Raw genomic sequence first — 22,657 nt, forward strand, 5'->3', positions numbered from 1 at the left:
TTGCCAGCGGAGCGCATTTTCTGGCGATTTTTTCACTAGATAAATAGCTAAAGCCCGCTACAATAGCTGGCACCCCCCTGCATTTTCTTCTTGCTGCCCGTTTCGGCGGCTTTTTTAGTCTCTCATATAACTACAAAATAAAGGTGTTCACGTGCAGAAGTACATGAATGAAGCGCGCCAGCTATTGGCACTGGCTATACCAGTGATCGTCGCGCAGGTGGCCCAGACCGCAATGGGATTTGTGGATACGGTAATGGCGGGTGGCTACAGCGCCACCGATATGGCGGCCGTTGCTATCGGCACGTCAATCTGGCTGCCGGCCATCCTGTTCGGCCACGGTCTGCTGCTCGCCCTCACCCCGGTTATCGCTCAGCTTAATGGCTCGGGTCGTCGCGAGCGTATTGCCCATCAGGTCCGTCAGGGTTTCTGGCTGGCAGGGTTTGTCTCCGTACTGATTATGGTCGTGCTCTGGAACGCGGGTCATATCATCCGCGCCATGCATAACATTGACCCGGCGCTGGCAGACAAAGCCGTGGGCTATCTGCGCGCCCTGCTCTGGGGTGCGCCCGGCTACCTCTTTTTCCAGGTCGCCCGTAACCAGTGTGAAGGGCTGGCGAAAACCAAGCCCGGCATGGTGATGGGCTTTATCGGCCTGCTGGTGAATATTCCGGTGAACTACATCTTTATCTACGGCCATTTCGGCATGCCGGAGCTGGGCGGCGTCGGCTGTGGCGTGGCGACGGCTGCGGTTTACTGGGTAATGTTCTTCAGTATGATCGCTTATGTGAAGCGCGCCCGTTCAATGCGCGATATTCGTAACGAGAACAGATTCAGCACGCCGGACTGGAGCATTATGACGCGCCTGGTGCAGCTAGGCTTGCCGATTGCGCTGGCCCTGTTCTTTGAGGTGACCCTGTTTGCCGTGGTCGCCCTGCTGGTCTCCCCGCTGGGCATTGTGGACGTCGCCGGGCACCAGATCGCGCTGAACTTCAGCTCTTTGATGTTTGTTCTGCCCATGTCGCTGGCCGCGGCAGTGACGATCCGCGTGGGCTTCCGCCTGGGACAAGGCTCGACGCTTGATGCGCAAACCGCCGCGCGCACCGGATTAGGCGTTGGCGTCTGCATGGCCATTTGCACGGCGCTTTTTACCGTAGCGCTGCGCGAGCAAATTGCCCTGCTCTATAACGATAATCCGGAGGTCGTCACGCTGGCATCGCACCTGATGCTGCTGGCCGCGATTTACCAGATTTCTGACTCCATTCAGGTGATTGGCAGCGGCGTATTGCGCGGCTATAAAGACACGCGTTCGATCTTCTTTATTACCTTTATCGCCTACTGGGTGCTGGGTCTGCCTACTGGCTACGTGTTGGCACTGACCGATCTGGTCGTTGATCGCATGGGGCCAGCCGGATTCTGGATGGGCTTTATCATCGGACTGACGTCGGCGGCGATCATGATGATGATGCGCATGCGCTTCCTGCAGCGCCAGCCGTCAACGGTAATTTTGCAGCGCGCTGCGCGTTAACTACGCAGTAGCCGCCAGCTGGCGGCTACTTTCTCTTCACTTTGCGCGGTAATGAAGCAATCGCGTGAAATCAGAGAGAAAAATGCGTTTTCCCTCTTGCCTCCTTGATGCTGTGCCGCTAATATTCGTCCCCGTTGTCACCGACAACACGTTGCGTTCATAGCTCAGTTGGTTAGAGCACCACCTTGACATGGTGGGGGTCGTTGGTTCGAGTCCAATTGAACGCACCATTCTGCGTCCGTAGCTCAGTTGGTTAGAGCACCACCTTGACATGGTGGGGGTCGGTGGTTCGAGTCCACTCGGACGCACCATTTCAGTCCTGAAATGGTGCAAATTCTCTCCTGTTGTCCTGAATTTTCTTAATCCCTTATTTTCTTTATTATTCTCCTGCTACGCTTTTTCTATGGAAAAAACACAGGAAACGTGTCGATGAAGAAAATCGCGATTATCGGCTCCGGCCCCACAGGGATTTACACCTTTTATCATCTGCTTAATAACAGCACGCCGCTCTCCGTATCCGTCTTCGAACAGGCCGATGAAGCCGGCGTGGGCATGCCCTATAACGACGACGATAATTCCCGGCTGATGCTGGCGAACATTGCGAGCATTGAAATCCCGCCCATTTTTATGACCTACCTCGACTGGCTCAAGGAACAGAGCGACGCCCATCTGGCGCGCTTTAAGGTTGATAAAGCCAGCCTGCATGACCGGCAGTTCCTGCCCCGACTCCTGTTGGGAGAGTATTTTCGCGACAGCTTGCGTTCAATCGTGAAAGAGGCAAAAAAGCTGGGGTTCCAGGTTACGGTCCATGAATCCGCGAAGGTAACGGACATCATCCCCTCGACAACCGGCGTAACGCTTTCCGTCAACGACACCACTTTGCCCGATCGGTTCGACCTGGCGGTTATCGCCACCGGCCACGTCTGGCCAGATGAGGAGGAAGCCACGCGCACGTTCTTCCCCAGCCCGTGGTCGGGGTTGATGGACGCCAGCATTCCCCCTTGCCGCGTGGGCATTATGGGAACGTCGTTGAGCGGTCTGGACGCGGCTATGGCGGTGGTAATGCAGCACGGTGAGTTTCGTGACGGTAAATTCCTCCTCGACAAGGGCAGCGAAGGGTTAAACATTACGCTGATGTCCCGCACGGGCATTCTGCCGGAAGCCGATTTTTACTGTCCAATCCCATACGAACCGCTGTCGGTATTGACCGAATTCATGGTTGAACACGAGATAGCCAAAGGATCGGACGGCCTGCTTGACCGCATATTTTCCCTGATGGTGAAAGAGCTCGAGCTCGCCGATCCGGCGTGGTGCGAGAAAATTTCTCTGCGTAACCAGGATGCCGACAGCCTTCGTGAGGCATGGTTTGAGGACCGTAAACGGCACGGGCCCTTTACCTGGGCGGAAGAGAACCTCAGCGAGGTTGAACGCAACAAACGCGAACGGCGTACCGTGGCCTGGCGCTATACCGTCCTTCGACTGCATGAGGTGGTTCAGGAGATTGTGCCCCACCTCAGCGAAGAGGACAGAGAGCGCTTTAAGCAGGGCCTCGCCCGCGTGTTTATCGACAACTATGCCGCCATCCCGCCGCAGTCTATCCGCAGGCTGCTTGCGCTTCGCGAGGCCGGCATCATTAGCGTGGCGGCGCTCGGCGATGATTACACGCTCGATGCCGGCAGCGATCGGACGGTAATTACCACCAAAGAGAGCGTTTATCGTTTCGACGTGTTTATTGACGCGCGCGGACAAAAGCCGCTCAAAACAAAGGACTTGCCTTTCCCGACGCTGCGTAAACAGCTGGCAGAGACGGGCGACGAGATACCCGACGTTGGCGAGGATTACACGCTTAAAGCGCCTGAAACGGTTCGCGGGCGCATTGCTTTCGGTGCGATACCGTGGCTGATGCACGATAGTCCCTTCGTTCAGGGGCTGGCGGAGTGTGCGGAGATTGCAGAGGCGATGGCGAAGGCGGCTGAAAAACCTGCCTCGGGGAGACGGCGTCGGTTACCGTACGTGGAGAACTGACAGGGCTTCCATGCCCTGCTATCGGTGATTACTCGAAGAAGACCTCCGGGTTTTCCGACAGCGATACGAACGTTTTGGTGTTCTTATCCAGGGCAAGGATTTTGCCGCTTTCAATGTCATACACCCAACCGTGCAGACGAAGTGAGTTATTACGCAGGCCCACCGCGACGGACGGATGGGTCTTGATGTTGCTCAGCTGCGCAAACACGTTCTCCTGCACCATCGCATTCACTTTATCGATCGGCTTATCCCAGCTTTTCTTCTCTACCACGGCTTTCGCCGCGTCGGAATAGCGCAGCCAGTGCGATACGGCTGGCATTGGCTCCAGGTTGGCGTTATCGGCAATTGCCTTCATCGCGCCGCAGTTGGAGTGGCCGCAGATCACGATATCCGTCACGCCCAGCGCCACCACCGCGTACTCGATAGTTGCAGATACGCCGCCCGGCTCCGGCCCGAAAGGCGGGACAATGTTGCCAGCATTACGAATGACAAAAAGCTGTCCCGGCTCTTGCTGGGTGACCAGTTCAGGAACCAGACGGCTGTCGGAGCAGGAGATGAACAGCGCTTTGGGATTCTGGCTGGACGCTAAACTGCGAAAGAGCTCTTTACGTTGCGGGAAAATCTCTTTTTGAAAGCTGAGAAAACCTTCAATGATATGTTGCATAGCAATTTCTCTTTTATCTGTTTTCGTTTAGGTATGATCGCGATCACACTCGTAAAGTTTACCCACCGTACTTTACCTGAGACAAGCAATATATTTCTGGCCCGACCGCTGCACGATGTCGTCGGCGTTCGCCGGGATGTTTTGCCCTTCGAATGCGCCGTAAAGACGAGCGAACGATTTTCCCGCCAGGCGCCGGGTAACGTCCTCAATCGTACGGGCAGGCAGCGGGAGCATATTCGGGTAGCTCCACATAAACGACACCGCATCTTTCCCCGGGGTGACCTGCAAAATATCCCCCGCCAGCAAAACGCCCTCGCCCTCCTGCCAGTGCAGCACCGTTCCGCCCGCAAAATGGCCGCCGAGACGTAGCAACGTGACGGACGGCCAAATCTCCAGCGCCTCCCCCTCCCAGAAATGAATCGCCGGGCTGTTGCGCATCACCCATTCGCGGTCGCTGGCGTGCAGGTAGACTGGCGCATCGAAAGCCGCGGCCCACTCCTGCATCGTGGTGTAATAGTGCGGATGCGAAATCGCAATGGCGTGAAGGCCACCGAGCGCGGTGATGAGCGTTTGGGTTGCCGGGTCAAGGTTGGCAATGCAGTCCCAAAGAATATTGCCGTGCGGGGTGCGCAGAAGCAGCGCCCTCTGGTTAATCGCAAAAGCGGGAACCGTTTTGATACTGAACAGCGCGGGCTCCAGCTGCTGCCATTTATTCACGTGCGTGGCCGTCACCGTCGCGTAATCAATCCACGCCTGACCGCTGACCGGGACATACTGGCGTTCATCCTCGCAAATCGGACATCTCTCCGGCTTTCCATCATAGGAGGTACCACAGGTTTTACAGAGTGTAATCATGAGCGCTCCTCGGTGATAAAGCACTGAGTATGGCAGGGATTATCCTTATGTGCTGCGAGGTACATTGCCGACGTTTTTTACCCTATACTGTGCCAGTATCAAAAACCGAACAGAGCAGGTGCAACATGGAAATTGATCTCGATAACTTAGTTTTTAACGGTCTGGATGAAGCGGAAGAGCGTAACGCGGAACGTCTGGACGACGCGGATAAAAAAGCGCAGGCGATTGTTGCCGACGACGACTGCGGTGATGCCTGCAAGATTTGATAAAAAAAGCACCGGTAAACCGGTGCTTTTTTTATATTACTTTTTCAGCCCGTCAATGGCCGCCTGAGCGCAGGCTTCATCAAGATGACCGCCCGGCGCGCCGCCGATGCCGATCGCCCCAATCACCTCATCGCCTTCTTTTACCGGCAGACCACCTGCCAGCAGCAGGTAGCCAGGAATATCACGCATGTTCTGTGCGCCCGCATTGCTCTGCGCCGCTTCCATCACTTTGCCTGACGCATTCTTAGCGCTGAGCGCCGTAAACGCTTTCATTTCGCTGGCTTTAACCGTGTGAGGACCGGCGTTATCCATACGCTGCACCGCTTTTACCACGCCCGCACGGTCAACGACCGTGACCGCGACCTGGTAATTTTTCGCTGCACAGGACTGAATGGCGGATGTTGCCAGTGCGTTAGCCTGCGTCAGAGAGAGATTTTTTTGGGTCAACGTCTCGGCCTGTGCGGCCAGACTTACGCTACCTGCGACCAGTGCCGCAACCATCATGACTTTTTTCATCGCACTTCCTCGCGTGTTGTTAGACATCCCGGAGGTTACTTAACGGCGCGATGAAACGTAATTCGGTTGATTACGCACTCCACCTGGTAGTTATACGGATTGCAATTTGTCGTACGCCCGGCTCGCCTGTACCAGACTGGTGACGCCGAGCTTGGCAAACGCCGCCGCACGGTGCGCTTCCACGGTTCTCGGGGAAAGATTCAGGCGTGCTGCCACCTCTTTATTACTGCACCCTTCCATCAGTACGGTCAGTACCTCGTGCTCCCGCGCGGTTAGCTGTTCAAAGCGTGCTTTGATCTGCGAAATATCCTGCCAGGCGGCAGACCGCCGCTGACTCTCCTCAAAGGCCAGCCCAACCGTTTCGATGAGCTTATCGGCGTCTAACGGCTTGGTGAAAAACTCAAATACGCCGTTGCGAAACGCGCGACGGCAGGCGTCGATCGTTCCGTGTCCGGTCATGACAACGACCGGCAGCAGCGGCCACGGCCATTCGCCCTCTTCCAGCCACGCCAGCCCACCTTTACCCGGCATGCGCATATCCAGCAGCAGACAGCCGACAAGCGCCGATTCACCGCTCTGCGCCTGAGTAAAAGCCTCGACGCTCGCAAACGTCTTAACCTGCCAGCCCATCCCCGACAGTAAAAACGACAGGGATTCTCTGATGGACTCGTCGTCATCAATGAGCCAGACCACCTTATCCATGTTTTAACTCCTTTCCTGCTGCCAGCTGCAAGCGGATCTGCGCCCCACCCTGCGGGGCATTGCCCAGGGCGATCGAGCCGTTCATGCGCGTCATCAGCGTTTCCGTTAACGTCATTCCCAGCCCAATTCCGCCGGGGCGTCCGCTAAAGAATGGCATAAATGCGTTCTGCAGGGCATCCGGGCTAAACCCGGGCCCGCCGTCGGTCAGGGTAACCAGAATGCCCTTCTCATTTTTCTGACTGTCGATTCGCACCCAGCCGTCCGCGCTCTCCTGCTGCGCCTGAATCGCATTGCTGAGCAGATTATGCAGGATCTGCTCCAGCCAGAGTCGGTCCGCCATTACAGTCGTAGCATCCACAGCAAACGCATGAATAACTGCGATACGTCGGGATTTACGCTCGTGCTCCAGTAAATTCTCCACCTGCTGCCAGCACTGCACCAGATCGGTTTCGCGCAGGGTCACCTTTTCCTGTACCACATGCTCGCGAAACCGGGTCAGCAAGGCGCTGATACGCTGCGTTTGCAGCAGCGCGGCCGCGAGCGCCTGCGACACGGCCTGCGGATTATCCTGCTGCTGTCGCTGCGCCCCCTGGATCCAGGTTTGCACGGCGGTCAGCGGCTGGTTGATTTCATGGACGATGCCCGCGGTGATCTCTCCCAGCGTGTTAAGCCTGGCGTGCTGATAATAGAGCGCACGCTGCTCGGCCTGCTGGCGCTGTTTGCGCTGCCAGAGCACGGTTCCCGCGCCCGCAATCACTATCCCCCACGTCAGAAACAGCAGCGGATACGCCAGCCAGGAGACCCTGAACCAGTCCGGATCTGCCGCGGCAGTGAGAATAAAGGGCTGAGTATGCTGCGGGAAGGTGCGCTGCCAGTGCCAGAAAGCGCCCGTTGACCGCGGCCGATCGTCATTCGAGAGATTCAGATGCAGCTCAGCAAAGCTATGGCTCGGCGCAAGCAGCGCGCTTAAGTCGATCAGGATGCGGATCTGCCGCCACGGGTTGTATAGCCAGTACTGAACGCCGCGAAAAGGCTCCACGCGGGCGGCGTCCAGCGCGCGACCGGTGGTTTTTTCCAGAGCCTTAATGTGGGGGAATTTTTTGCGTAACGCGGTGAGGTCTTCATCGCCGGTGAGAAGCGGAAGTACCGACTCGTTTTGCGTCAGCACTGCGCCGATCCCCGAATACAGCGCCGTAAACTCGCGGTCGCGCTCCCAGAACTGGCGGCGTATCTGTTCCGCATACAGCAGCACGCCGCTTATCAGGCAGACCACCACCCACGCAGCGATGCTGCGCTTTATCATCTTTTTTATGCTCATCGCGTTAACTGGCCCGTCATTCAGGCTGTCGACATTACCAGTTAACGTTGATGAGAACAAAAAAACGCGGGCGTAATCAGATCTCCGGCGTTTTGCTAAAGCCGGTCAGCATCAGGATCAGGCTTTGCGGGGAAGACGCCGTCTCAAACTGGTAGTGATTTCCCTGACGATCGCCGCCGATGTACCACGAAATCTCGGTTTTCCCTTCTGCCAGGGCCTTGCGCACCGCCTTATCCACGTCCACCATCCGGTATTCGCGGGAGTGGTTAAGGTAAAGCACCGCATCCGAACGATAGTTACAGGCTGGCCGCGACTGCCAACTCACGCTGGCCGGATCCCAGTCGTTGCTTGCCGGATAGAAGAAAATTTGATCCGCGCCGTTGGTTTCCACTTTCCCGCCATAAATCCGCACGCGGTATTTAAACTGCGAAGGATCCTGTCCGGCAGGCAGCGGGGGAATGTGAAACTTCACCAGCGACAGCGTTTCGCTGTTTTTGGTGCGCCCGCCGTTCTGCCAGTTATCCTGCACCAGCAGGACCTGGGGCTCTGGCTGGGTAAGCGCGGGCTCCAGGCTGCTGAGCCAGACGTTGGCCTTCGCTTTTGAATAACCATACGGAACGGTGGTGCCGCAGTCCAGACCGCGGTTCATGCACAGGTCGGTCATAAAGCGCGCGGCGTCTTCCGTCCAGCCGTTCATAAAATCAGCATGCGCCGTATACAGGCTCCCCCACCGCTCTTCACGCTCGTTGCCGTGCATGATGGGATCGAGGGAAAGCTGCGCTTTGCTGGTATCAAGCGAGCTAATCGTCGGGAGCACGTACGCAATGTTCATGTTCACGGTGGGAATTTTCACCGGGAAGTCGGACGGGCACTGCCCTTTGGTGTCGTAGGTGGCGTTGGCCAGACCGTGAGCGGGCTTAAGATTTACCCCGTCCCAGCAGTTCGGAAACTGAATGCCAATATTAAACTGCACGGCATCGTTCGCCTTGCGTAAGCCGCAGACCTCACCCGTTTTGGTGGTGTAGCCCTTGCCGTTAGCGCACAGGAAGGTGATATGTGGATTCGGGGCGGTACCGTGATGATCGCCCGCCAGCAGCGACAGCCCCGCCGGGAACGGGTGCAGCGGCCAGGCGTCGACGTTCGATGCCTGATAATAGGTTTTTTGATAGGCGGGTTTGACCACCGTTCCGTCAGGCAATTTCAGAGAGGGTGCCCAGTAGGCCGAGCTGTCTGCTTTGTTATCGCAGGTGGTCTTTTCATCTTTACGCAGCGATTCACGGCTGGAGAAGGCATCCGTTTGCACGTTGCCAAAAAAATCGTGCAGCATGGCCTCGTTGGGCATGCCGTGCATCATAATGGCATCGTCGCCGAGCGTGTGGGAGTAACCGCAGACGACGTGTGCCTGTGGCGCAGCGTGCGCCGCCTGCATGGCAATCAGTAGTGCGGTGGCAGAAAGTGCCGGGGTTAATACTGTCCGTTTCATTATCATCTCCTTCTGAGAAAGGAGATATTGGTATCAAAACGGCCAGGGTTTACCGAGGATTTGCCCGCGTATTTTTCCGTTCATCCCTGCTTTACACGGATCACGCACAGCTCATTCCAGTACGTTTCGCGCGTGCGGCGAAGTTCAGCGTGACGTTTTATCATGGAACCACTCCGGGTCGATGTTAGCGACGTCCACGCCATACAGGCTGGCAACAGGCAGTATTGACTCCAGAACACGCTGCGCGCTGTTCTCCGCATTCGCTGACCGGGTCGCAAAAAACCGCCGTAGCGTGCCGATCCATTTTTTCATTGCCTTTACCCCTCTCGCTTCACCAGCCCTGAGTTAAGCACGCGTTTCCTGGCCGCGGAAATATCAATTCCGGCAGTCGATGTGCAGGACGTGCAAATAGCTCCTTACATTTACCTGCCGGTAACACACTGTTCACTAATGCTTTTTTGTATAGAGCAAAGAACATTTTCTTATTTGGCGATAGCTTTTGCTTATGGGAGCGTAACGGTGCAAAACAAAAACAACGGGACGAACGATGACTATGGCAGCAAAGATGAAAAGGTTTAAAAAAGGGACGGCAGTTCTGGGATTACTGGCCGCCGGGAGCCTGTTTTCAGCGCAGGTGCTGGCCGATCGGCTGGAGGATATTAAGGCCGCGGGGGTGGTGAAAGTCGCCACGTTTGACGCCAACCCACCGTTTGGCTCAATTGATGCAAAAACGCACGAGATCGTGGGTTACGACGTGGACTTTGCCAAAGCACTGGCAAAATCACTCGGCGTGAAGCTTGAACTGGTTGCCACCAATCCGGCCAACCGCATTCCGCTGCTTCAGTCCGGAAAAGCAGATCTGATCGTAGCGGATATCACCATCACCCCGGAACGCGCGCAGGTGATTGATTTCTCCACCCCCTATTTCGTGACCGGACAACAGTTCCTGGTTCCCGCCAAATCACCCGATAAGCTGGATGAATACAGCCGGGCGCGCATTGGCGCGGTCAAAGGCACCACGGGTGAACAGGCGCTCCACCAGCGTTTCCCGCAGTCCCGCGTGCTGGCTTATGACGACATTCCTCTGGCGCTGACGGCGCTGCGCAACGGCAACGTACAGGCCATTACCCAGGACAGCACAATTCTTGCAGGCCTGCTGGCACAGGCCCCGGATAAAGCGAACTTCAAAATCCTGCCCGATCTGCTCAGTAAAGAAGAAATTGGCGTCGGGGTGAAGAAAGGTGAAACAGCGCTGCTGAAAGCCGTCAACGATGAGCTGGTTAATCTCGAGAAGAACGGTCAGGCGGCAAAAATCTATGACGTCTGGTTTGGCCCAAACACGCCCGCTCCACAGCCTCGCGCCTTTAAAATAGAAGCCAGGTAATTATGCTCTCAGGTTTATTTTCCCACTCCGCGGCCGGTGCCGCGGATTTTTCACATCTGGAACAGGCCAGCGTTGAGTTTCGTCACGTGGACAAACGCTACGGCGACCATCAGGTTTTACGCGACATTAACCTTACCATCACGCCCGGTGAAGTGGTTGCTATTCTCGGCCCTTCCGGTTCGGGTAAATCAACGCTGATCCGTCTTATCAATCAGCTTGAAACCCTGAGCGGCGGGGAAATCCTGGTCGACAGCAAGCCGACCGGGCAGCTTTCCGGCAGCAGGCTGCGTCAGCTGCGCAGCCGCGTTGGATTTGTGTTTCAGCAGTTCAATCTGTATGCCCACCTCACCGCCAGCCAGAACATCACCCTGGCGCTGGAGCATGTGCACGGCTGGAAGCCAAAGCCAGCTCAGGAGCGCGCGCTGGCGCTGCTGGAGAAGGTCGGAATGCAGGAAAAGGCTCACCACTTCCCCGCGGAGCTTTCCGGCGGCCAGCAGCAGCGCGTGGCGATTGCCCGCGCCCTGGCCTCGTCGCCGCAGATCATCCTCTTCGACGAGCCGACGTCGGCGCTCGATCCGGAGATGATTGGCGAAGTGTTATTCGTCATGAAAGCCCTTGCCCATAGCGGGATCACCATGATTGTCGTGACTCATGAGATGCAGTTCGCCCGGGAAATTGCCGACCGGATTGTCTTTATCGACGGCGGGCAGATTCTTGAAACCGCGCCGCCGGGGCAATTTTTCCGTCAACCGTCGCATCCCCGGGCGCAGCGTTTCCTGCAAAAAGTGCTGAACCCGCTGCACCAGGAGCACCTCTGATGCCCGCCCTCGACTGGCAGGGCGTGCTGGCCGGACAGCCTCTGCAGTGGATACTCTCCGGATTTCTCACCACCCTGTGGGTGACGCTGGCGGGGGGCCTGATCGCCAGCCTGCTTGCACCGACCTTTTTGCTCCTGCGTCTTTCCGGTGGACGCATCGGGAATGCGGTCGTCAGCGGCTGGGTATCGCTGTTTCGCAATACGCCGCTGTTGGTGCAGCTGCTGTTCTGGTATTTCGCCGCCTGGAACGGGTTACCGCAGGGCTTTCGAGACGCGGTGAATGCGGATCACAGCTGGTCAATTCTGCCCGGCGACGTCTGGTGGTTTACCCCTGAGTTTTTATGTTCTGCCTGGGGGCTGGGCGTTTTTACCTCGGCGTTTTTAATTGAGGAAGCGGCATCGGGACTGCGTTCTGTTCCTGCCGGACAGCAGGAAGCGGCGCTGGCGCAAGGATTCTCCTCGTGGCGTTTATTTCGCTACATCCTTCTGCCGCAGGGGCTCGCCAACGCCTGGCAGCCCGTTGTCGGCCAGTACCTCAACTTGATGAAGCTCTCCTCGCTCGCCAGCGGGATTGGCTTCGCTGAGCTAACCTACCAGGTCCGGCAGATTGAAAGTTACAACGCCCACGCCATGGAGGCGTTTATCGTCGGTACGGTGCTCTATTTGCTTACCGGCATTGTCATGGGGATGGTGCTGGTGCGCGTCGGTCCGCATTCAGGGAGGAAAAAAGATGGTTGCAGGATTTAACGTTATTGTCGAAAACCTGGATTATCTGCTGTGGGGACGAACGGCAGCGGGTGAACCCGGCGGCGTACTGCTTTCGCTGCTGATGGCCGCAGGGGCCGTCCTGCTTGCGCTTCCCGGCGGCGTGGCGCTGGCGTGCCTCGCCTGGCGCTATCCTGGGCTGGTGCGCAGGGGGCTTTTTCTGTGGGCGGAGTTGATTCGCGGTATTCCCCTGATTTTTGTGATTTTCTGGATGTGGTACCTGTTGCCGCTGATCACCGGCGGGGATCTGCCGGGGGCGCTGACCGTGACGCTGGCGCTGGCCTGGTTTACGGCGGCATCGGTGATGCATTCGGTTTTTGCCGGGCTCAGGGCGCTCCCAGCGGGTCAAAACGAGGCCGCGCTGTCTCAGGGGTTCAGCACGCAGCAAACCCTGTGGCGCGTGCTGCTGCCGCAGACGCTGAGAAATATTTTGCCGTCGCTGGTGGGAATTTTTATCAGCCTGCTGAAGGATACGTCGCTGGCATTCATCGTCAACGTCCCGGAGCTAACCACGGTGGCGGGACAGGTCAACAACCGGGTGCAAATCTACCCGGCGGCCATCTTTATCTTTACGGGTGCGGTCTATTACCTGCTCTGCTGCTCGCTTGAACAGGTCGCGAAACGCTGGCGCGTTAGCCGGCCAGCGCCTTAACCACCGTTTCCATCGCTTCGGTTGTCAGTGCGCTGCGCTTGATGCGCTGGTTCGCCAGCGCCGTGCGCAGCACGCCCGCAATGACAATATGCTTCGGCTCCTGCCCTAAATCACGCATCTCCAGCACCACCTTTCCGACCACCCGGCACATCTCCTGGTACAGCGCTTCATCTTTGGTCACGTTACCCATCGTCATCACTCCATTGCCTGTTAAACGTTGAGCTTAAATGATTCTCCCGCCGGATACAAAAAAGAAGCCCGGCGAGGTTCTCGCCGGGCTTCATCTGGAAAATCAAATAATTAGTTGTTTACTGGAATGACCGCGCCTTTGTATTTGGTGCGGATCCAGTCCTGAATCTCTTTGGAGTGCAGCACATTCACCAGCGCGACGATGTCTTTCTTTTTCTCGTCGCCGCGATGCACGGTAATGATGTTGGCGTACGGGTTGTTTTCACCGCTCTCGACCGCAATCGGGTCGTGAACCGGATCCAGACCGGCGTCTATCGCATAGTTGGCGTTAATCACCACCGCGTCGCCTTCGTCGTTGTTGTACATCTGCGGCAGCAGGGACGCTTCCACGTTCGGCGTGAACTTCAGTTTTTTCGGGTTCTCAACGATATCGCTGATGCGCGCCGTCACTTTGTCGATGCCCGGCTTCAGCTTGATCACGCCCTCTTTTTCGAAGATGGAGAGAATACGGCCTTCCTCGGAAACCGCATCACGCATGATGATCTTGCCGCCTTCCGGCAGGTCCTTCAGGGATTTGTATTTTTTTGAGTAGATGCCGATTGGCTCAATGTGGATCGCGCCCGCACTGACAAAATCGTAGTCTTTATCGCCAGCATGATCTTTCAGCACGCTGTTCAGGTAAGGAATGTGCTGGAAATAGTTCGCGTCGATGTCATGACCCGCCAGCGCAGTGTTCGGCAGAATGTAGTCCTGGAACGGTTTAATCTCCAGGTCGATACCCTGCTTCGCCAGAATCGGCTTGGCCTGCTCCAGAATTTCGGCGTGCGGCGTGTTGGATGCGCCCACGGTCAAGGTGTCGGCCCAGGAGGCGAAGCTCAGGGCGCTCAGGGTTGCGGCGGCGATCAGTGTCAGTGTCTTTTTCATGATGTGGTTCCTGTGTGTATTTATTAGCGTTTATCTAACAGTGAAGTAATGACATCGCCGAAGAACTGGATAATGAAAACGATGATTAAAATGGTCACCGTTGCCACCAGCGTGACGTCACCATGGTTGCGCTGGAATCCTTCCAGATAAGCCAGATTTCCCAAACCACCGGCGCCAATCACCCCCGCCATGGCGCTGTAGCTCACCAGCGCAATCAGCGTCACCGTAATACCTGATACCAGTGCAGGTGATGATTCCGGCAGTAAAACCCGAAATACGAGCGTGCTCAGTCGTACGCCCATCGAGCGCGTTGCTTCAATGACCCCTTTGTCCACTTCGCGCAGGGCGATCTCCACCAGACGCGCATAGAACGGCGCGGCACCGACAATCAGGGCCGGCAGCGCCGCGTTAGCGCCAAGGATGGTGCCGACGACGGTCTTGGTGAACGGGATCAGCAGAACGATGAGAATGATGAACGGAATAGAGCGGAACACGTTCACCACTATCGAAATGACGCTGTAGACCGTGCGGTTGTGGAACAAGCCACCGCGCGCGGTTAAAAACAGCGCCAGCCCCAGCACGATGCCCAGCACAAAGGTCGCCACGCCGGACAGCGCGGTCATGTACAGCGTCTCCAGCGTTGCAGCCCAGAGCTGATCCCACTTGAGATGCGGAAAGAGGTTCTCAGACATGTTTAATTACCTCGCCTTCAATATCGCTGTGCTGCAGGTCGGCGAGGATATTGTTCAGTTGTTCATCGGATGCTGCCACGTGGACCCAGAGCTGCCCGAAAACACCGTGGGCGGTCTGCGTCATTTTTCCGTGCAGGATGTTAAACGGCAGGCCGTAGCGCAGGGTGAGTTCCCCGACAATCGGCTTATGCGTGCTGTGTCCGGTAAAGGTCAGCCTGATCACCGTGCCTTCCAGATCGTTTGCGAGTTCAGTATTGAAGGTCTCTTCCTCGGCGTACTGGCTCACCTGGCGGACAAACTGCTGCGTAATCGGCTGCTGCGGATGGGTAAAGACGCTCAGCACGTCGCCCTCTTCCACCACTTTGCCGTTCTCCATCACCGCCACGCGGTCGCAGATTTTGCGCACCACGTGCATCTCGTGCGTGATCAGCACGATGGTGAGTTTGAAGCGGCGGTTAATGTCCAGCAGCAGATCGAGGATCTGATCGGTGGTCTGCGGGTCGAGCGCGGACGTAGCCTCATCGCAGAGCAGCACGTCGGGGTTGTTGGCCAGCGCGCGCGCAATCCCCACGCGCTGCTTTTGCCCGCCGCTCAACTGCGACGGGTACGCATTTTCGCGTCCCTTCAGGCCAACCAGCTCCACCAGTTCGGCGACGCGCGCCTTAATCTTCGCTTTTGGCACACCGGCAATTTGCATAGAGAAAGCAATGTTCTCACTCACCGTGCGCGACCACAGCAGGTTGAAGTGCTGAAACACCATGCTGATCTTCAGACGCGCCTGACGCAGTGCTTCACCTTTTGCGGCGGAGATATCCTGCCCGTTAATGGTGACGCTCCCGGCGCTGGGTTTCTCCAGACCGTTCAGCAGGCGAATCAGCGTGCTTTTCCCGGCGCCGCTGTAACCGATAATGCCGTATATTTGTCCCTGCTCTATCGTCAAATTGACGTTATCAACGGCGGTCAGCGCGACCTTTCCGTTGTCAAAAACCTTAGAAATATTGCTCAGTACAATCATTCTTATTCGTTATCCGTGCCGCCCTCGGCGGTTTAGCAGTATGGATGTCCAAACGATAGTAAACAGGCGTTATCAGCTTTTAAATGAACAAAAAAGAATGGGTTATAACTTTCGGAAATAAACAGCGGATTTACCGGGTGGGAAGCATTTAGACCAATTTCAGCAATGATTATCTGCCAGATGCATATCTGCTGGCGGACGCGCGCAAAAAACGGTCATTTTTGCAGCATTTTATCCCGATATAGCCATCCCTACATCCAGACAACTTTACGTCTTGCTGTCCTGACATCCAAAAACGGTATTTATATTCCTTTCTGTTCTAAACGGCAGTGAATGGTTCTTTATTGAGAAAATTTCATCGCCCTATTATCCCGTCATGACATCCCGAAAGGAAAACATCATGACGATTTACCACTCCGTCACCGAACTGATTGGCCGCACGCCGCTGATCCAGCTGCATAAGCTTGATACCGGTCCCTGCTCGCTGTTTCTGAAGCTGGAAAACCAGAACCCCGGCGGTTCGATTAAAGACCGCGTTGCGCTGTCGATGATTAACGAAGCGGAGCGCACCGGCCAGCTGCAGCCGGGCGGCACGATTATTGAGGCCACGGCGGGCAATACCGGCCTCGGCCTGGCGCTGATCGCCGCCCAGAAAGGCTACTCGCTGATCCTCGTAGTGCCCGACAAAATGAGCCGCGAAAAGATTTTCCACCTGCGCGCGCTGGGTGCTCAGGTGGTGCTGACCCGCTCGGACGTGAATAAGGGCCACCCCGCCTATTACCAGGATTACGCCCGGCGTCTGGCTAACGAGCTGCCCGGCGCGTTTTACATCGACCAGTTTAATAACGTAGCCAACCCGCTGGCGCACCGCACCACCACGGCACCGGAGCTGTACGAGCAGCTTGACGGCAGAATTGACGCCATCGTGGTCGGCGTCGGCTCAGGCGGCACGCTGGGCGGCCTGCAGGCGTGGTTCGCCGAGCACTCTCCGCACACGGAGTTTGTCCTGGCTGACCCCGCCGGGTCGGTGCTGGCCGACCAGGTGGAAACCGGACGCTACCACGACGCGGGCTCCTGGCTGGTAGAGGGCATTGGCGAAGACTTTATTCCGCCGCTGGCCCACATTGAAGGGGTGAATCGCGCCTGGCGCATCACCGACCGCGAAGCGTTCGCCACCGCGCGCGAGCTGCTGAAAACGGAAGGCATTCTGGCGGGCTCCTCCAGCGGCACGCTGCTGGCGGCGGCGCTGAAGTATTGCCAGGCGCAGACCACGCCGAAGCGCGTGGTGACCTTCGCCTGCGACAGCGGCAATAAGTATCTCTCGAAGATGTTTAACGACGACTGGATGCGCCAGCAGGGGCTTATCACGCGCCCTCAGGCGGGCGACCTCTCTGACTACATTGCCCTGCGCCATGATGAAGGCGCTACCGTCACCGCCGCGCCGGACGATACGCTTTCCACCGTACTGGCACGCATGCGTCTGTATGACATCTCTCAGTTGCCGGTCCTGGAGAACAGCAAGGTGGTGGGCATTATCGACGAGTGGGATCTCCTGCGGCATATCGGCGGCGACGGCGACCGCTTTGCCCTGCCGGTCACGGCGGCCATGACCCGTCAGGTGGAATTTCTCGATAAACGTGCCCCGGAGAGCGCCCTGCACGCCATCTTCGACCGCGGTCTGGTAGCCGTCATTAACGACAATGACCGTTTTCTCGGTCTGATTACGCGCAGCGACGTACTGACCGCGTGGCGCAATCGTCTACAGCAATAAAGGATTAAACGATGAAAAACCTGGCAACCCTGAGCGTCCACAGCGGCGCATTCAACGACCCGCACGGCGCCGTCATGCCGCCGATTTACGCCACGTCGACGTTTGCGCAACCGTCACCCGGCGAGCATACCGGCTATGAGTATTCCCGCAGCGGCAACCCCACCCGTCATGCGCTGGAAACCGCCATCGCCGAACTGGAAGGCGGCACGCGCGGCTACGCCTTTGCTTCCGGTCTGGCGGCCATCTCCACGGTGCTCGAGCTGCTGGATAAAGACAGCCATATCGTCGCCATTGATGACGTGTACGGCGGGACGTACCGCCTGATTGAAAACGTGCGCAAGCGCAGCACCGGCCTGCGGGTCAGCTGGGTTAAGCCGGACGACCTGGCCGGGCTTGAGGCCGCCATTCGCCCGGAGACCCGCATGGTGTGGGTCGAAACGCCGACCAACCCGCTGCTGAAGCTGGCCGATCTGGCGGCCATCGCGGCGATCGCCCGTCGCCATAACGTCATCAGCGTGGCGGATAACACCTTCGCGTCGCCGGTGATCCACCGTCCGCTGGAGTCCGGTTTCGATATCGTGGTGCACTCCGCCACCAAATACCTTAACGGCCACTCTGACGTGGTGGCCGGGCTGGCGATTGTCGGGGATAACAAGGAACTGGCGGACAAGCTGGGCTATCTGCAAAACGCGGTGGGCGGTGTCCTGGATCCGTTCAGCAGCTTCCTGACGCTGCGCGGTATTCGCACGCTTGCGCTGAGGGTCGAAAAGCACAGCAGCAACGCGCTGGCGATTGCGCAATGGCTGGCGCAGCATCCTCTTGTCGAAAAGGTATTCTATCCCGGCCTGGAATCGCATCCGCAGTACCAGCTTGCCCGCACGCAGATGGCGCTGCCCGGTGGCATGATTTCCGTCGTGGTAAAAGGCGATGCGCAACGCGCCAGCGAGGTGATTCGCAACCTGAAGCTGTTCACCCTAGCGGAAAGCCTGGGCGGCGTGGAGAGCCTTGTGAGCCAGCCTTACAGCATGACGCACGCCTCGATTCCGCTGGAGCAACGGCTGGCAAACGGCATTGTGCCGCAGCTGATTCGCCTCTCGGTAGGCATTGAAGATCCAAAAGACCTGATTGCCGACCTCAGCCAGGCGCTGCAAAAATAAGCAAACGGCGGCAGGTCGCTCACCTGCCGCCAAAAGTTGTCATCATGGCTTAACGCCTTGATAACAATATTATGTGAAACGGCATTGATTAATTCTGAAACACCGTTTCCATTTTCCTTTTATCTTAAAATTAGCGTATAATGCGCGCCAAATCCCTGGTGAATGGTTTCAGCGCTTGGAATACAAAAAACAACGTACAACTTCTCCTCTCCTTCGTTGGGCTGTCACTCAGGCACACTTTCTTCTGCACGCTCATTTGATGTCTCCTATCCTTAGTGCGTGTCATATACTCTTTTGCAACACAGGTTTGACTCCGCGGTGGTGCGCCCCCGGAGCGAGATTTCCATATCCTTCCCAACTTAAAGACTAAGACTGTCATGAAAAAGACGAAAATTGTTTGTACTATCGGCCCGAAAACCGAATCCGAAGAGATGCTGAGCAAAATGCTGGACGCCGGCATGAACGTGATGCGTCTGAACTTTTCCCACGGTGACTACGCAGAACACGGTCAGCGCATCCAGAACTTGCGCAACGTGATGAGCAAGACCGGTAAAAAAGCGGCGATCCTGCTCGACACCAAAGGTCCGGAAATCCGTACCATCAAACTGGAAGGCGGTAACGACGTCTCTCTGAAAGCGGGCCAGACCTTCACCTTCACTACCGACAAATCCGTTATTGGTAACAGCGAAATCGTTGCGGTCACCTATGAAGGCTTCACCAGCGATCTGTCCGTGGGTAACACCGTGCTGGTCGACGATGGTCTGATCGGTATGGAAGTCACCGCTATCGAAGGTAACAAGGTTATCTGTAAAGTGCTGAACAACGGCGACCTGGGCGAAAACAAAGGCGTTAACCTGCCGGGCGTTTCTATCGCGCTGCCAGCACTGGCGGAGAAAGACAAACAGGACCTGATCTTCGGCTGCGAACAAGGCGTTGATTTCGTTGCGGCGTCCTTCATCCGTAAGCGTTCCGACGTGGTTGAAATTCGTGAGCACCTGAAAGCCCACGGCGGCGAGAAGATCCAGATCATCTCCAAAATCGAAAACCAGGAAGGCCTGAACAACTTCGACGAAATCCTCGAAGCGTCTGACGGCATCATGGTTGCTCGTGGCGACCTGGGCGTTGAAATCCCGGTTGAAGAAGTGATCTTCGCGCAGAAGATGATGATCGAGAAATGTGTTCGCGCGCGTAAAGTGGTTATCACCGCCACGCAGATGCTGGACTCCATGATCAAAAACCCACGCCCTACCCGCGCTGAAGCAGGCGACGTGGCGAACGCCATCCTCGACGGTACCGATGCAGTAATGCTGTCCGGTGAATCCGCGAAAGGGAAATACCCTCTGGAAGCGGTCGGCATCATGGCGACCATCTGCGAACGTACTGACCGCGTGATGACCAGCCGTCTGGACTTCAACAACGACAGCCGCAAGCTGCGCATCACTGAAGCAGTATGCCGCGGTGCGGTAGAAACCGCTGAGAAACTGGAAGCGCCACTGATTGTTGTTGCGACCCAGGGCGGTAAATCTGCGCGCGCAGTGCGTAAATACTTCCCGGATGCCACCATCCTGGCCCTGACCACCAACGAAACCACCGCACGTCAGCTGGTGCTGAGCAAAGGCGTGGTTGCGCACCTGGTCAAAGAGATCGCCTCTACTGACGATTTCTACATTCAGGGTAAAGCAATGGCTCTGGAAAGCGGTCTGGCACAGAAGGGCGACGTGGTTGTAATGGTTTCTGGTGCTCTGGTACCAAGCGGAACAACCAATACTGCCTCCGTTCACGTGCTGTAATAATTCACGAACGAATTAAATTTGATAAAAAGCGCCCAATGGGCGCTTTTTTTATTCCCGGCATTAGCCAAATTGATTCAAAAAGCAAATCGGGTTTTTCTATTTAAATGCGATTTATCTAAGATGAATCCGATGAAAAATGCCTTTTTTTACATAGCTTTTTACTCAAAACGCACTGATTCGATGCTTCTTTGAGCGAACGATCAAAAATAGGCGTATTCCCATCAAAAAAATATTCTCAACCCAAAAAAGTTTGTGTAATACTTGTAACGCTACATGGAGATTAACTCAATCTAGAGGGTATTAATAATGAATCGTACTAAACTGGTACTGGGCGCGGTAATCCTGGGTTCTACTCTGCTGGCTGGTTGCTCCAGCAACGCTAAAATCGATCAGCTGTCTTCTGACGTTCAGACTCTGAACGCTAAAGTTGACCAGCTGAGCAACGACGTGAACGCAATGCGTTCCGACGTTCAGGCTGCTAAAGACGACGCAGCTCGCGCTAACCAGCGTCTGGACAACCAGGCTACTAAATACCGTAAGTAATAGTACCTGTTAATAAAATGGCGCACATTGTGCGCCATTTTTTTTGCCTGCGTCAAACTGCTACTGCGTTACCTTTTCCCCTTCCTCTTCTGCTACCGCAGCAGACACCCGGCTGTTCTGCACTGACAACACGCTATTGCTGGCCGACGGGCCGCTACCCGCGGATACGACAACCGGGATCCCGGCACGGCGCGCCAGGGCTTTATCAATTAACGCCTTATCGCTTCCGGCCTGAGAAACAAAGGTGGCAAAGTCTGCCGAGTGGGTAATGGGCGAAATCTGCGGGTTCTCGCCCTCCACCTGCGCCAGAGGACGGTGGACCTCAATATAACGTTTACCGTCCGGCTCAACCGAGAATTTCACCGGCTCGTTGATGATCTGTACCCGCGTGCCGACCCGCACCTGTTCAAACAGGGCTTTAATATCCGGGGCGTTCATTCGCATGCAGCCGGAACTGACGCGCAGACCTACGCTGTCCGGCGCGCTGGTGCCGTGAATAAGATATTCCCCATTACCAATTCCCAGACGCAGCGCATAGCGCCCCAGCGGGTTATTTGGCCCCGCCGGGACGACGGGTGGCAATTTAATTCCCTGGGCCAGAGAACGCGCTCTGATGCCCGCCGTTGGCGTCCAGGTTGGATTAGGGATTTTTTGGCTGACGCGGGTGGTGCTCACCGGCGTTTCCAGCCCCAGCTGTCCGATGCCGAGCGGGAAGACCTGGACAATATTTTCTCCCGGCGGGAAGTAGTAGAGCCGAAGCTCGGCCAGGTTAACCACAATGCCTTCGCGCGGGGTATCCGGCAGCAACATCTGCGACGGGATCGTGATAACGGTACCCGGCGCCGGGTTTACTGGCGCAATGGTATTGTTCGTTTCAAGGATCACCTGCGCCGCCGTATTAAACCGACGGGCGATAGTCTGAAGCTTATTATCCCCTTCCTGTATCGTGTAGGTTTGATTTTGCCCAATCAGACGGCTGCCTGCGGGCGGCAACGGATAGTCCATCGCGCGGGCCGAATTAAACGTACCGAGCGAACTGAGGAGTAATAGAGTTATTAGAGACGCGCGCTTCATGCTGAGATTCCTTATTCACTGGCAGGATGCCAGAAAGCTGAAAAACCAGCGAGGCGGGAACCACCTCGCGAAACAGAATGAATGCTGTTCTGTAAGTCTAGCTAAGGATTGCAGCTTTGGCGCGAATGGCGCGAATCATCGCTTCCAGCCCCTGGGAGCGGGACGGGGTGAGGTGTTGGGTCAGGGCCATTTTTTCAAACCACGGGCGGACATCGAACGCGACGATATCCTGCGCCGACATCCGGTGGTAAAGAATAAAGACGACCGCAATCAGCCCTTTTACAATGGCCGCATCGCTGTCGCCGTGCAGGGCGATAGTGCCGTCGTCAGACTGCTCCATCACAATCCACACCTGGCTCTGGCAGCCCTGAATAATGTTTTCCGGGTTATGCGCCTCTTCACCGAGCGGCGGCAGACGCTGCCCCAGCTCGATGATATAAAGGTACTTCTCTTCCCAGTTTGCACAGCGTCCAAAGTTGCGCAGCAATTTGTCTCTGTCCGGCAGTTCTGCCATCTTTTGCCTCTTC

General features: G+C 56.5%; 24 protein-coding genes and 2 tRNA genes. 13 read left to right on the forward strand and 13 right to left on the reverse strand.

What is annotated here, in order from left to right; translation table 11 throughout:
* Positions 1 to 151: 151 nt before the first annotated feature.
* From mdtK to A6013_RS01145, 4 genes are all read left to right on the forward strand, one after another.
* On the forward strand, positions 152 to 1,525 hold the full coding sequence (gene mdtK / locus A6013_RS01130) for an MdtK family multidrug efflux MATE transporter (protein ID WP_069732385.1): 1,374 nt from the start codon (positions 152 to 154) through the stop codon (positions 1,523 to 1,525).
* 153 nt (positions 1,526 to 1,678) lie between these two features.
* Positions 1,679 to 1,755: transfer RNA gene (locus A6013_RS01135), tRNA-Val, on the forward strand.
* A 4-nt stretch (positions 1,756 to 1,759) separates the two neighbouring features.
* Positions 1,760 to 1,836, forward strand: a tRNA-Val gene (locus A6013_RS01140).
* Positions 1,837 to 1,954: 118 nt separating this feature from the next.
* The gene (locus A6013_RS01145) at positions 1,955 to 3,550 is read left to right on the forward strand and encodes an FAD-NAD(P)-binding protein (protein ID WP_069732386.1); all 1,596 of its coding nucleotides are present in this window, start codon (positions 1,955 to 1,957) and stop codon (positions 3,548 to 3,550) included.
* A gap of 28 nt (positions 3,551 to 3,578) precedes the next feature.
* On the opposite strand, the gene A6013_RS01150 is transcribed toward A6013_RS01145, so the two are convergent.
* Entirely contained in the window at positions 3,579 to 4,214 is a 636-nt protein-coding gene (locus A6013_RS01150; RefSeq protein WP_028012884.1) for a carbonic anhydrase, read from the reverse strand.
* Positions 4,215 to 4,286: 72 nt separating this feature from the next.
* Entirely contained in the window at positions 4,287 to 5,069 is a 783-nt protein-coding gene (locus A6013_RS01155) for an MBL fold metallo-hydrolase (RefSeq protein WP_069732387.1), read from the reverse strand.
* A gap of 125 nt (positions 5,070 to 5,194) precedes the next feature.
* On the opposite strand from A6013_RS01155, the gene A6013_RS26620 reads away from it, so the two are divergent.
* Positions 5,195 to 5,335: a hypothetical protein gene (locus A6013_RS26620; protein WP_003857665.1), complete on the forward strand. Its 141-nt coding sequence runs from the start codon at positions 5,195 to 5,197 to the stop codon at positions 5,333 to 5,335.
* Between the two features lie 36 nt (positions 5,336 to 5,371).
* Here A6013_RS26620 and A6013_RS01165 read toward each other — a convergent pair whose 3' ends face one another.
* The 5 genes from A6013_RS01165 to A6013_RS27240 all read right to left on the reverse strand — a co-directional run bounded on the left by A6013_RS01165 (position 5,372) and on the right by A6013_RS27240 (position 9,666).
* Complete coding sequence (locus A6013_RS01165) at positions 5,372 to 5,851, reverse strand: heme-binding protein (protein ID WP_047368400.1); 480 nt, start codon at positions 5,849 to 5,851, stop codon at positions 5,372 to 5,374.
* A gap of 90 nt (positions 5,852 to 5,941) precedes the next feature.
* On the reverse strand, positions 5,942 to 6,553 hold the full coding sequence (locus A6013_RS01170) for a response regulator transcription factor (RefSeq protein WP_047368399.1): 612 nt from the start codon (positions 6,551 to 6,553) through the stop codon (positions 5,942 to 5,944).
* On the reverse strand, positions 6,546 to 7,856 hold the full coding sequence (locus A6013_RS01175) for a sensor histidine kinase (protein ID WP_248035121.1): 1,311 nt from the start codon (positions 7,854 to 7,856) through the stop codon (positions 6,546 to 6,548). The genes A6013_RS01170 and A6013_RS01175 overlap by 8 nt, the downstream gene beginning before the upstream one ends.
* A gap of 91 nt (positions 7,857 to 7,947) precedes the next feature.
* Positions 7,948 to 9,354 carry a DUF1996 domain-containing protein gene (locus A6013_RS01180; protein ID WP_045630173.1) on the reverse strand — a complete coding sequence of 469 codons (1,407 nt, stop codon included), beginning with the start codon at positions 9,352 to 9,354 and terminating at the stop codon, positions 7,948 to 7,950.
* A 144-nt stretch (positions 9,355 to 9,498) separates the two neighbouring features.
* Positions 9,499 to 9,666 carry a hypothetical protein gene (locus A6013_RS27240; protein ID WP_048338863.1) on the reverse strand — a complete coding sequence of 56 codons (168 nt, stop codon included), beginning with the start codon at positions 9,664 to 9,666 and terminating at the stop codon, positions 9,499 to 9,501.
* 241 nt (positions 9,667 to 9,907) lie between these two features.
* Here A6013_RS27240 and A6013_RS01190 point away from each other — a divergent pair, with 241 nt between their 5' ends.
* Genes A6013_RS01190 through A6013_RS01205 form a run of 4 tightly spaced genes read left to right on the forward strand, consistent with a single transcriptional unit; the run spans position 9,908 to position 12,972 of the window.
* Entirely contained in the window at positions 9,908 to 10,738 is an 831-nt protein-coding gene (locus A6013_RS01190; protein WP_069732621.1) for an ABC transporter substrate-binding protein, read from the forward strand.
* 2 nt (positions 10,739 to 10,740) lie between these two features.
* Positions 10,741 to 11,556 carry an amino acid ABC transporter ATP-binding protein gene (locus A6013_RS01195; protein ID WP_069732389.1) on the forward strand — a complete coding sequence of 272 codons (816 nt, stop codon included), beginning with the start codon at positions 10,741 to 10,743 and terminating at the stop codon, positions 11,554 to 11,556.
* Entirely contained in the window at positions 11,556 to 12,302 is a 747-nt protein-coding gene (locus A6013_RS01200; protein WP_069732390.1) for an amino acid ABC transporter permease, read from the forward strand. The genes A6013_RS01195 and A6013_RS01200 overlap by 1 nt, the downstream gene beginning before the upstream one ends.
* A complete protein-coding gene (locus A6013_RS01205; protein ID WP_063153882.1) occupies positions 12,286 to 12,972 on the forward strand; it encodes an amino acid ABC transporter permease in 687 nt (228 codons plus the stop codon). Before A6013_RS01200 ends, A6013_RS01205 begins: the two co-directional genes overlap by 17 nt.
* Here the strand turns inward: A6013_RS01205 and fumD are convergent.
* The 4 genes from fumD to A6013_RS01225 form a co-directional block, all read right to left on the reverse strand.
* Positions 12,953 to 13,162, reverse strand: a complete 210-nt coding sequence (fumD, locus tag A6013_RS01210; RefSeq protein ID WP_028012876.1) for a fumarate hydratase FumD — start codon at positions 13,160 to 13,162, stop codon at positions 12,953 to 12,955. The two genes, A6013_RS01205 and fumD, sit on opposite strands and share 20 nt — an antisense overlap.
* Positions 13,163 to 13,272: 110 nt before the next feature.
* A complete protein-coding gene (locus A6013_RS01215) occupies positions 13,273 to 14,085 on the reverse strand; it encodes a MetQ/NlpA family ABC transporter substrate-binding protein (protein WP_028012875.1) in 813 nt (270 codons plus the stop codon).
* Between the two features lie 23 nt (positions 14,086 to 14,108).
* A complete protein-coding gene (locus A6013_RS01220; RefSeq protein WP_069732391.1) occupies positions 14,109 to 14,777 on the reverse strand; it encodes a methionine ABC transporter permease in 669 nt (222 codons plus the stop codon).
* Positions 14,770 to 15,792, reverse strand: coding sequence for a methionine ABC transporter ATP-binding protein (locus A6013_RS01225; RefSeq protein ID WP_047365404.1), 1,023 nt, complete (start codon positions 15,790 to 15,792; stop codon positions 14,770 to 14,772). Before A6013_RS01225 ends, A6013_RS01220 begins: the two co-directional genes overlap by 8 nt.
* Before the next feature lie 400 nt (positions 15,793 to 16,192).
* On the opposite strand from A6013_RS01225, the gene A6013_RS01230 reads away from it, so the two are divergent.
* From A6013_RS01230 to lpp, 4 genes are all read left to right on the forward strand, one after another.
* Positions 16,193 to 17,563 carry a cystathionine beta-synthase gene (locus A6013_RS01230; protein ID WP_069732392.1) on the forward strand — a complete coding sequence of 457 codons (1,371 nt, stop codon included), beginning with the start codon at positions 16,193 to 16,195 and terminating at the stop codon, positions 17,561 to 17,563.
* 11 nt (positions 17,564 to 17,574) lie between these two features.
* Entirely contained in the window at positions 17,575 to 18,720 is a 1,146-nt protein-coding gene (locus tag A6013_RS01235; RefSeq protein WP_069732393.1) for a PLP-dependent aspartate aminotransferase family protein, read from the forward strand.
* Positions 18,721 to 19,097: 377 nt separating this feature from the next.
* Complete coding sequence (gene pykF, locus A6013_RS01240; RefSeq protein ID WP_049000817.1) at positions 19,098 to 20,510, forward strand: pyruvate kinase PykF; 1,413 nt, start codon at positions 19,098 to 19,100, stop codon at positions 20,508 to 20,510.
* Between the two features lie 309 nt (positions 20,511 to 20,819).
* On the forward strand, positions 20,820 to 21,056 hold the full coding sequence (gene lpp / locus A6013_RS01245; protein ID WP_001082307.1) for a murein lipoprotein Lpp: 237 nt from the start codon (positions 20,820 to 20,822) through the stop codon (positions 21,054 to 21,056).
* A 60-nt stretch (positions 21,057 to 21,116) separates the two neighbouring features.
* On the opposite strand, the gene A6013_RS01250 is transcribed toward lpp, so the two are convergent.
* Entirely contained in the window at positions 21,117 to 22,130 is a 1,014-nt protein-coding gene (locus tag A6013_RS01250; RefSeq protein WP_028012870.1) for a L,D-transpeptidase family protein, read from the reverse strand.
* A gap of 97 nt (positions 22,131 to 22,227) precedes the next feature.
* Positions 22,228 to 22,644, reverse strand: coding sequence for a cysteine desulfuration protein SufE (gene sufE, locus A6013_RS01255; protein ID WP_028012869.1), 417 nt, complete (start codon positions 22,642 to 22,644; stop codon positions 22,228 to 22,230).
* Positions 22,645 to 22,657: the final 13 nt, after the last annotated feature.

It is taken from the genome of Enterobacter sp. IF2SW-B1, assembly GCF_001743375.1.
Taxonomy (GTDB): domain Bacteria; phylum Pseudomonadota; class Gammaproteobacteria; order Enterobacterales; family Enterobacteriaceae; genus Enterobacter; species Enterobacter bugandensis.

What these genes read in the sequence shown, in the direction of transcription:
- A6013_RS01145 (WP_069732386.1), top strand. Translation starts at nt 1,955, where the DNA reads ATGAAGAAAATCGCGATTATCGGCTCCGGCCCCACAGGGATTTACACC.
- A6013_RS01150 (WP_028012884.1), bottom strand. Translation starts at nt 4,214, where the DNA reads ATGCAACATATCATTGAAGGTTTTCTCAGCTTTCAAAAAGAGATTTTC.
- A6013_RS01155 (WP_069732387.1), bottom strand. Translation starts at nt 5,069, where the DNA reads ATGATTACACTCTGTAAAACCTGTGGTACCTCCTATGATGGAAAGCCG.
- A6013_RS26620 (WP_003857665.1), top strand. Translation starts at nt 5,195, where the DNA reads ATGGAAATTGATCTCGATAACTTAGTTTTTAACGGTCTGGATGAAGCG.
- A6013_RS01165 (WP_047368400.1), bottom strand. Translation starts at nt 5,851, where the DNA reads ATGAAAAAAGTCATGATGGTTGCGGCACTGGTCGCAGGTAGCGTAAGT.
- A6013_RS01170 (WP_047368399.1), bottom strand. Translation starts at nt 6,553, where the DNA reads ATGGATAAGGTGGTCTGGCTCATTGATGACGACGAGTCCATCAGAGAA.
- A6013_RS01175 (WP_248035121.1), bottom strand. Translation starts at nt 7,856, where the DNA reads ATGATAAAGCGCAGCATCGCTGCGTGGGTGGTGGTCTGCCTGATAAGC.
- A6013_RS01180 (WP_045630173.1), bottom strand. Translation starts at nt 9,354, where the DNA reads ATGAAACGGACAGTATTAACCCCGGCACTTTCTGCCACCGCACTACTG.
- A6013_RS27240 (WP_048338863.1), bottom strand. Translation starts at nt 9,666, where the DNA reads ATGAAAAAATGGATCGGCACGCTACGGCGGTTTTTTGCGACCCGGTCA.
- A6013_RS01190 (WP_069732621.1), top strand. Translation starts at nt 9,908, where the DNA reads ATGGCAGCAAAGATGAAAAGGTTTAAAAAAGGGACGGCAGTTCTGGGA.
- A6013_RS01195 (WP_069732389.1), top strand. Translation starts at nt 10,741, where the DNA reads ATGCTCTCAGGTTTATTTTCCCACTCCGCGGCCGGTGCCGCGGATTTT.
- A6013_RS01200 (WP_069732390.1), top strand. Translation starts at nt 11,556, where the DNA reads ATGCCCGCCCTCGACTGGCAGGGCGTGCTGGCCGGACAGCCTCTGCAG.
- A6013_RS01205 (WP_063153882.1), top strand. Translation starts at nt 12,286, where the DNA reads ATGGTTGCAGGATTTAACGTTATTGTCGAAAACCTGGATTATCTGCTG.
- fumD (WP_028012876.1), bottom strand. Translation starts at nt 13,162, where the DNA reads ATGGGTAACGTGACCAAAGATGAAGCGCTGTACCAGGAGATGTGCCGG.
- A6013_RS01215 (WP_028012875.1), bottom strand. Translation starts at nt 14,085, where the DNA reads ATGAAAAAGACACTGACACTGATCGCCGCCGCAACCCTGAGCGCCCTG.
- A6013_RS01220 (WP_069732391.1), bottom strand. Translation starts at nt 14,777, where the DNA reads ATGTCTGAGAACCTCTTTCCGCATCTCAAGTGGGATCAGCTCTGGGCT.
- A6013_RS01225 (WP_047365404.1), bottom strand. Translation starts at nt 15,792, where the DNA reads ATGATTGTACTGAGCAATATTTCTAAGGTTTTTGACAACGGAAAGGTC.
- A6013_RS01230 (WP_069732392.1), top strand. Translation starts at nt 16,193, where the DNA reads ATGACGATTTACCACTCCGTCACCGAACTGATTGGCCGCACGCCGCTG.
- A6013_RS01235 (WP_069732393.1), top strand. Translation starts at nt 17,575, where the DNA reads ATGAAAAACCTGGCAACCCTGAGCGTCCACAGCGGCGCATTCAACGAC.
- pykF (WP_049000817.1), top strand. Translation starts at nt 19,098, where the DNA reads ATGAAAAAGACGAAAATTGTTTGTACTATCGGCCCGAAAACCGAATCC.
- lpp (WP_001082307.1), top strand. Translation starts at nt 20,820, where the DNA reads ATGAATCGTACTAAACTGGTACTGGGCGCGGTAATCCTGGGTTCTACT.
- A6013_RS01250 (WP_028012870.1), bottom strand. Translation starts at nt 22,130, where the DNA reads ATGAAGCGCGCGTCTCTAATAACTCTATTACTCCTCAGTTCGCTCGGT.
- sufE (WP_028012869.1), bottom strand. Translation starts at nt 22,644, where the DNA reads ATGGCAGAACTGCCGGACAGAGACAAATTGCTGCGCAACTTTGGACGC.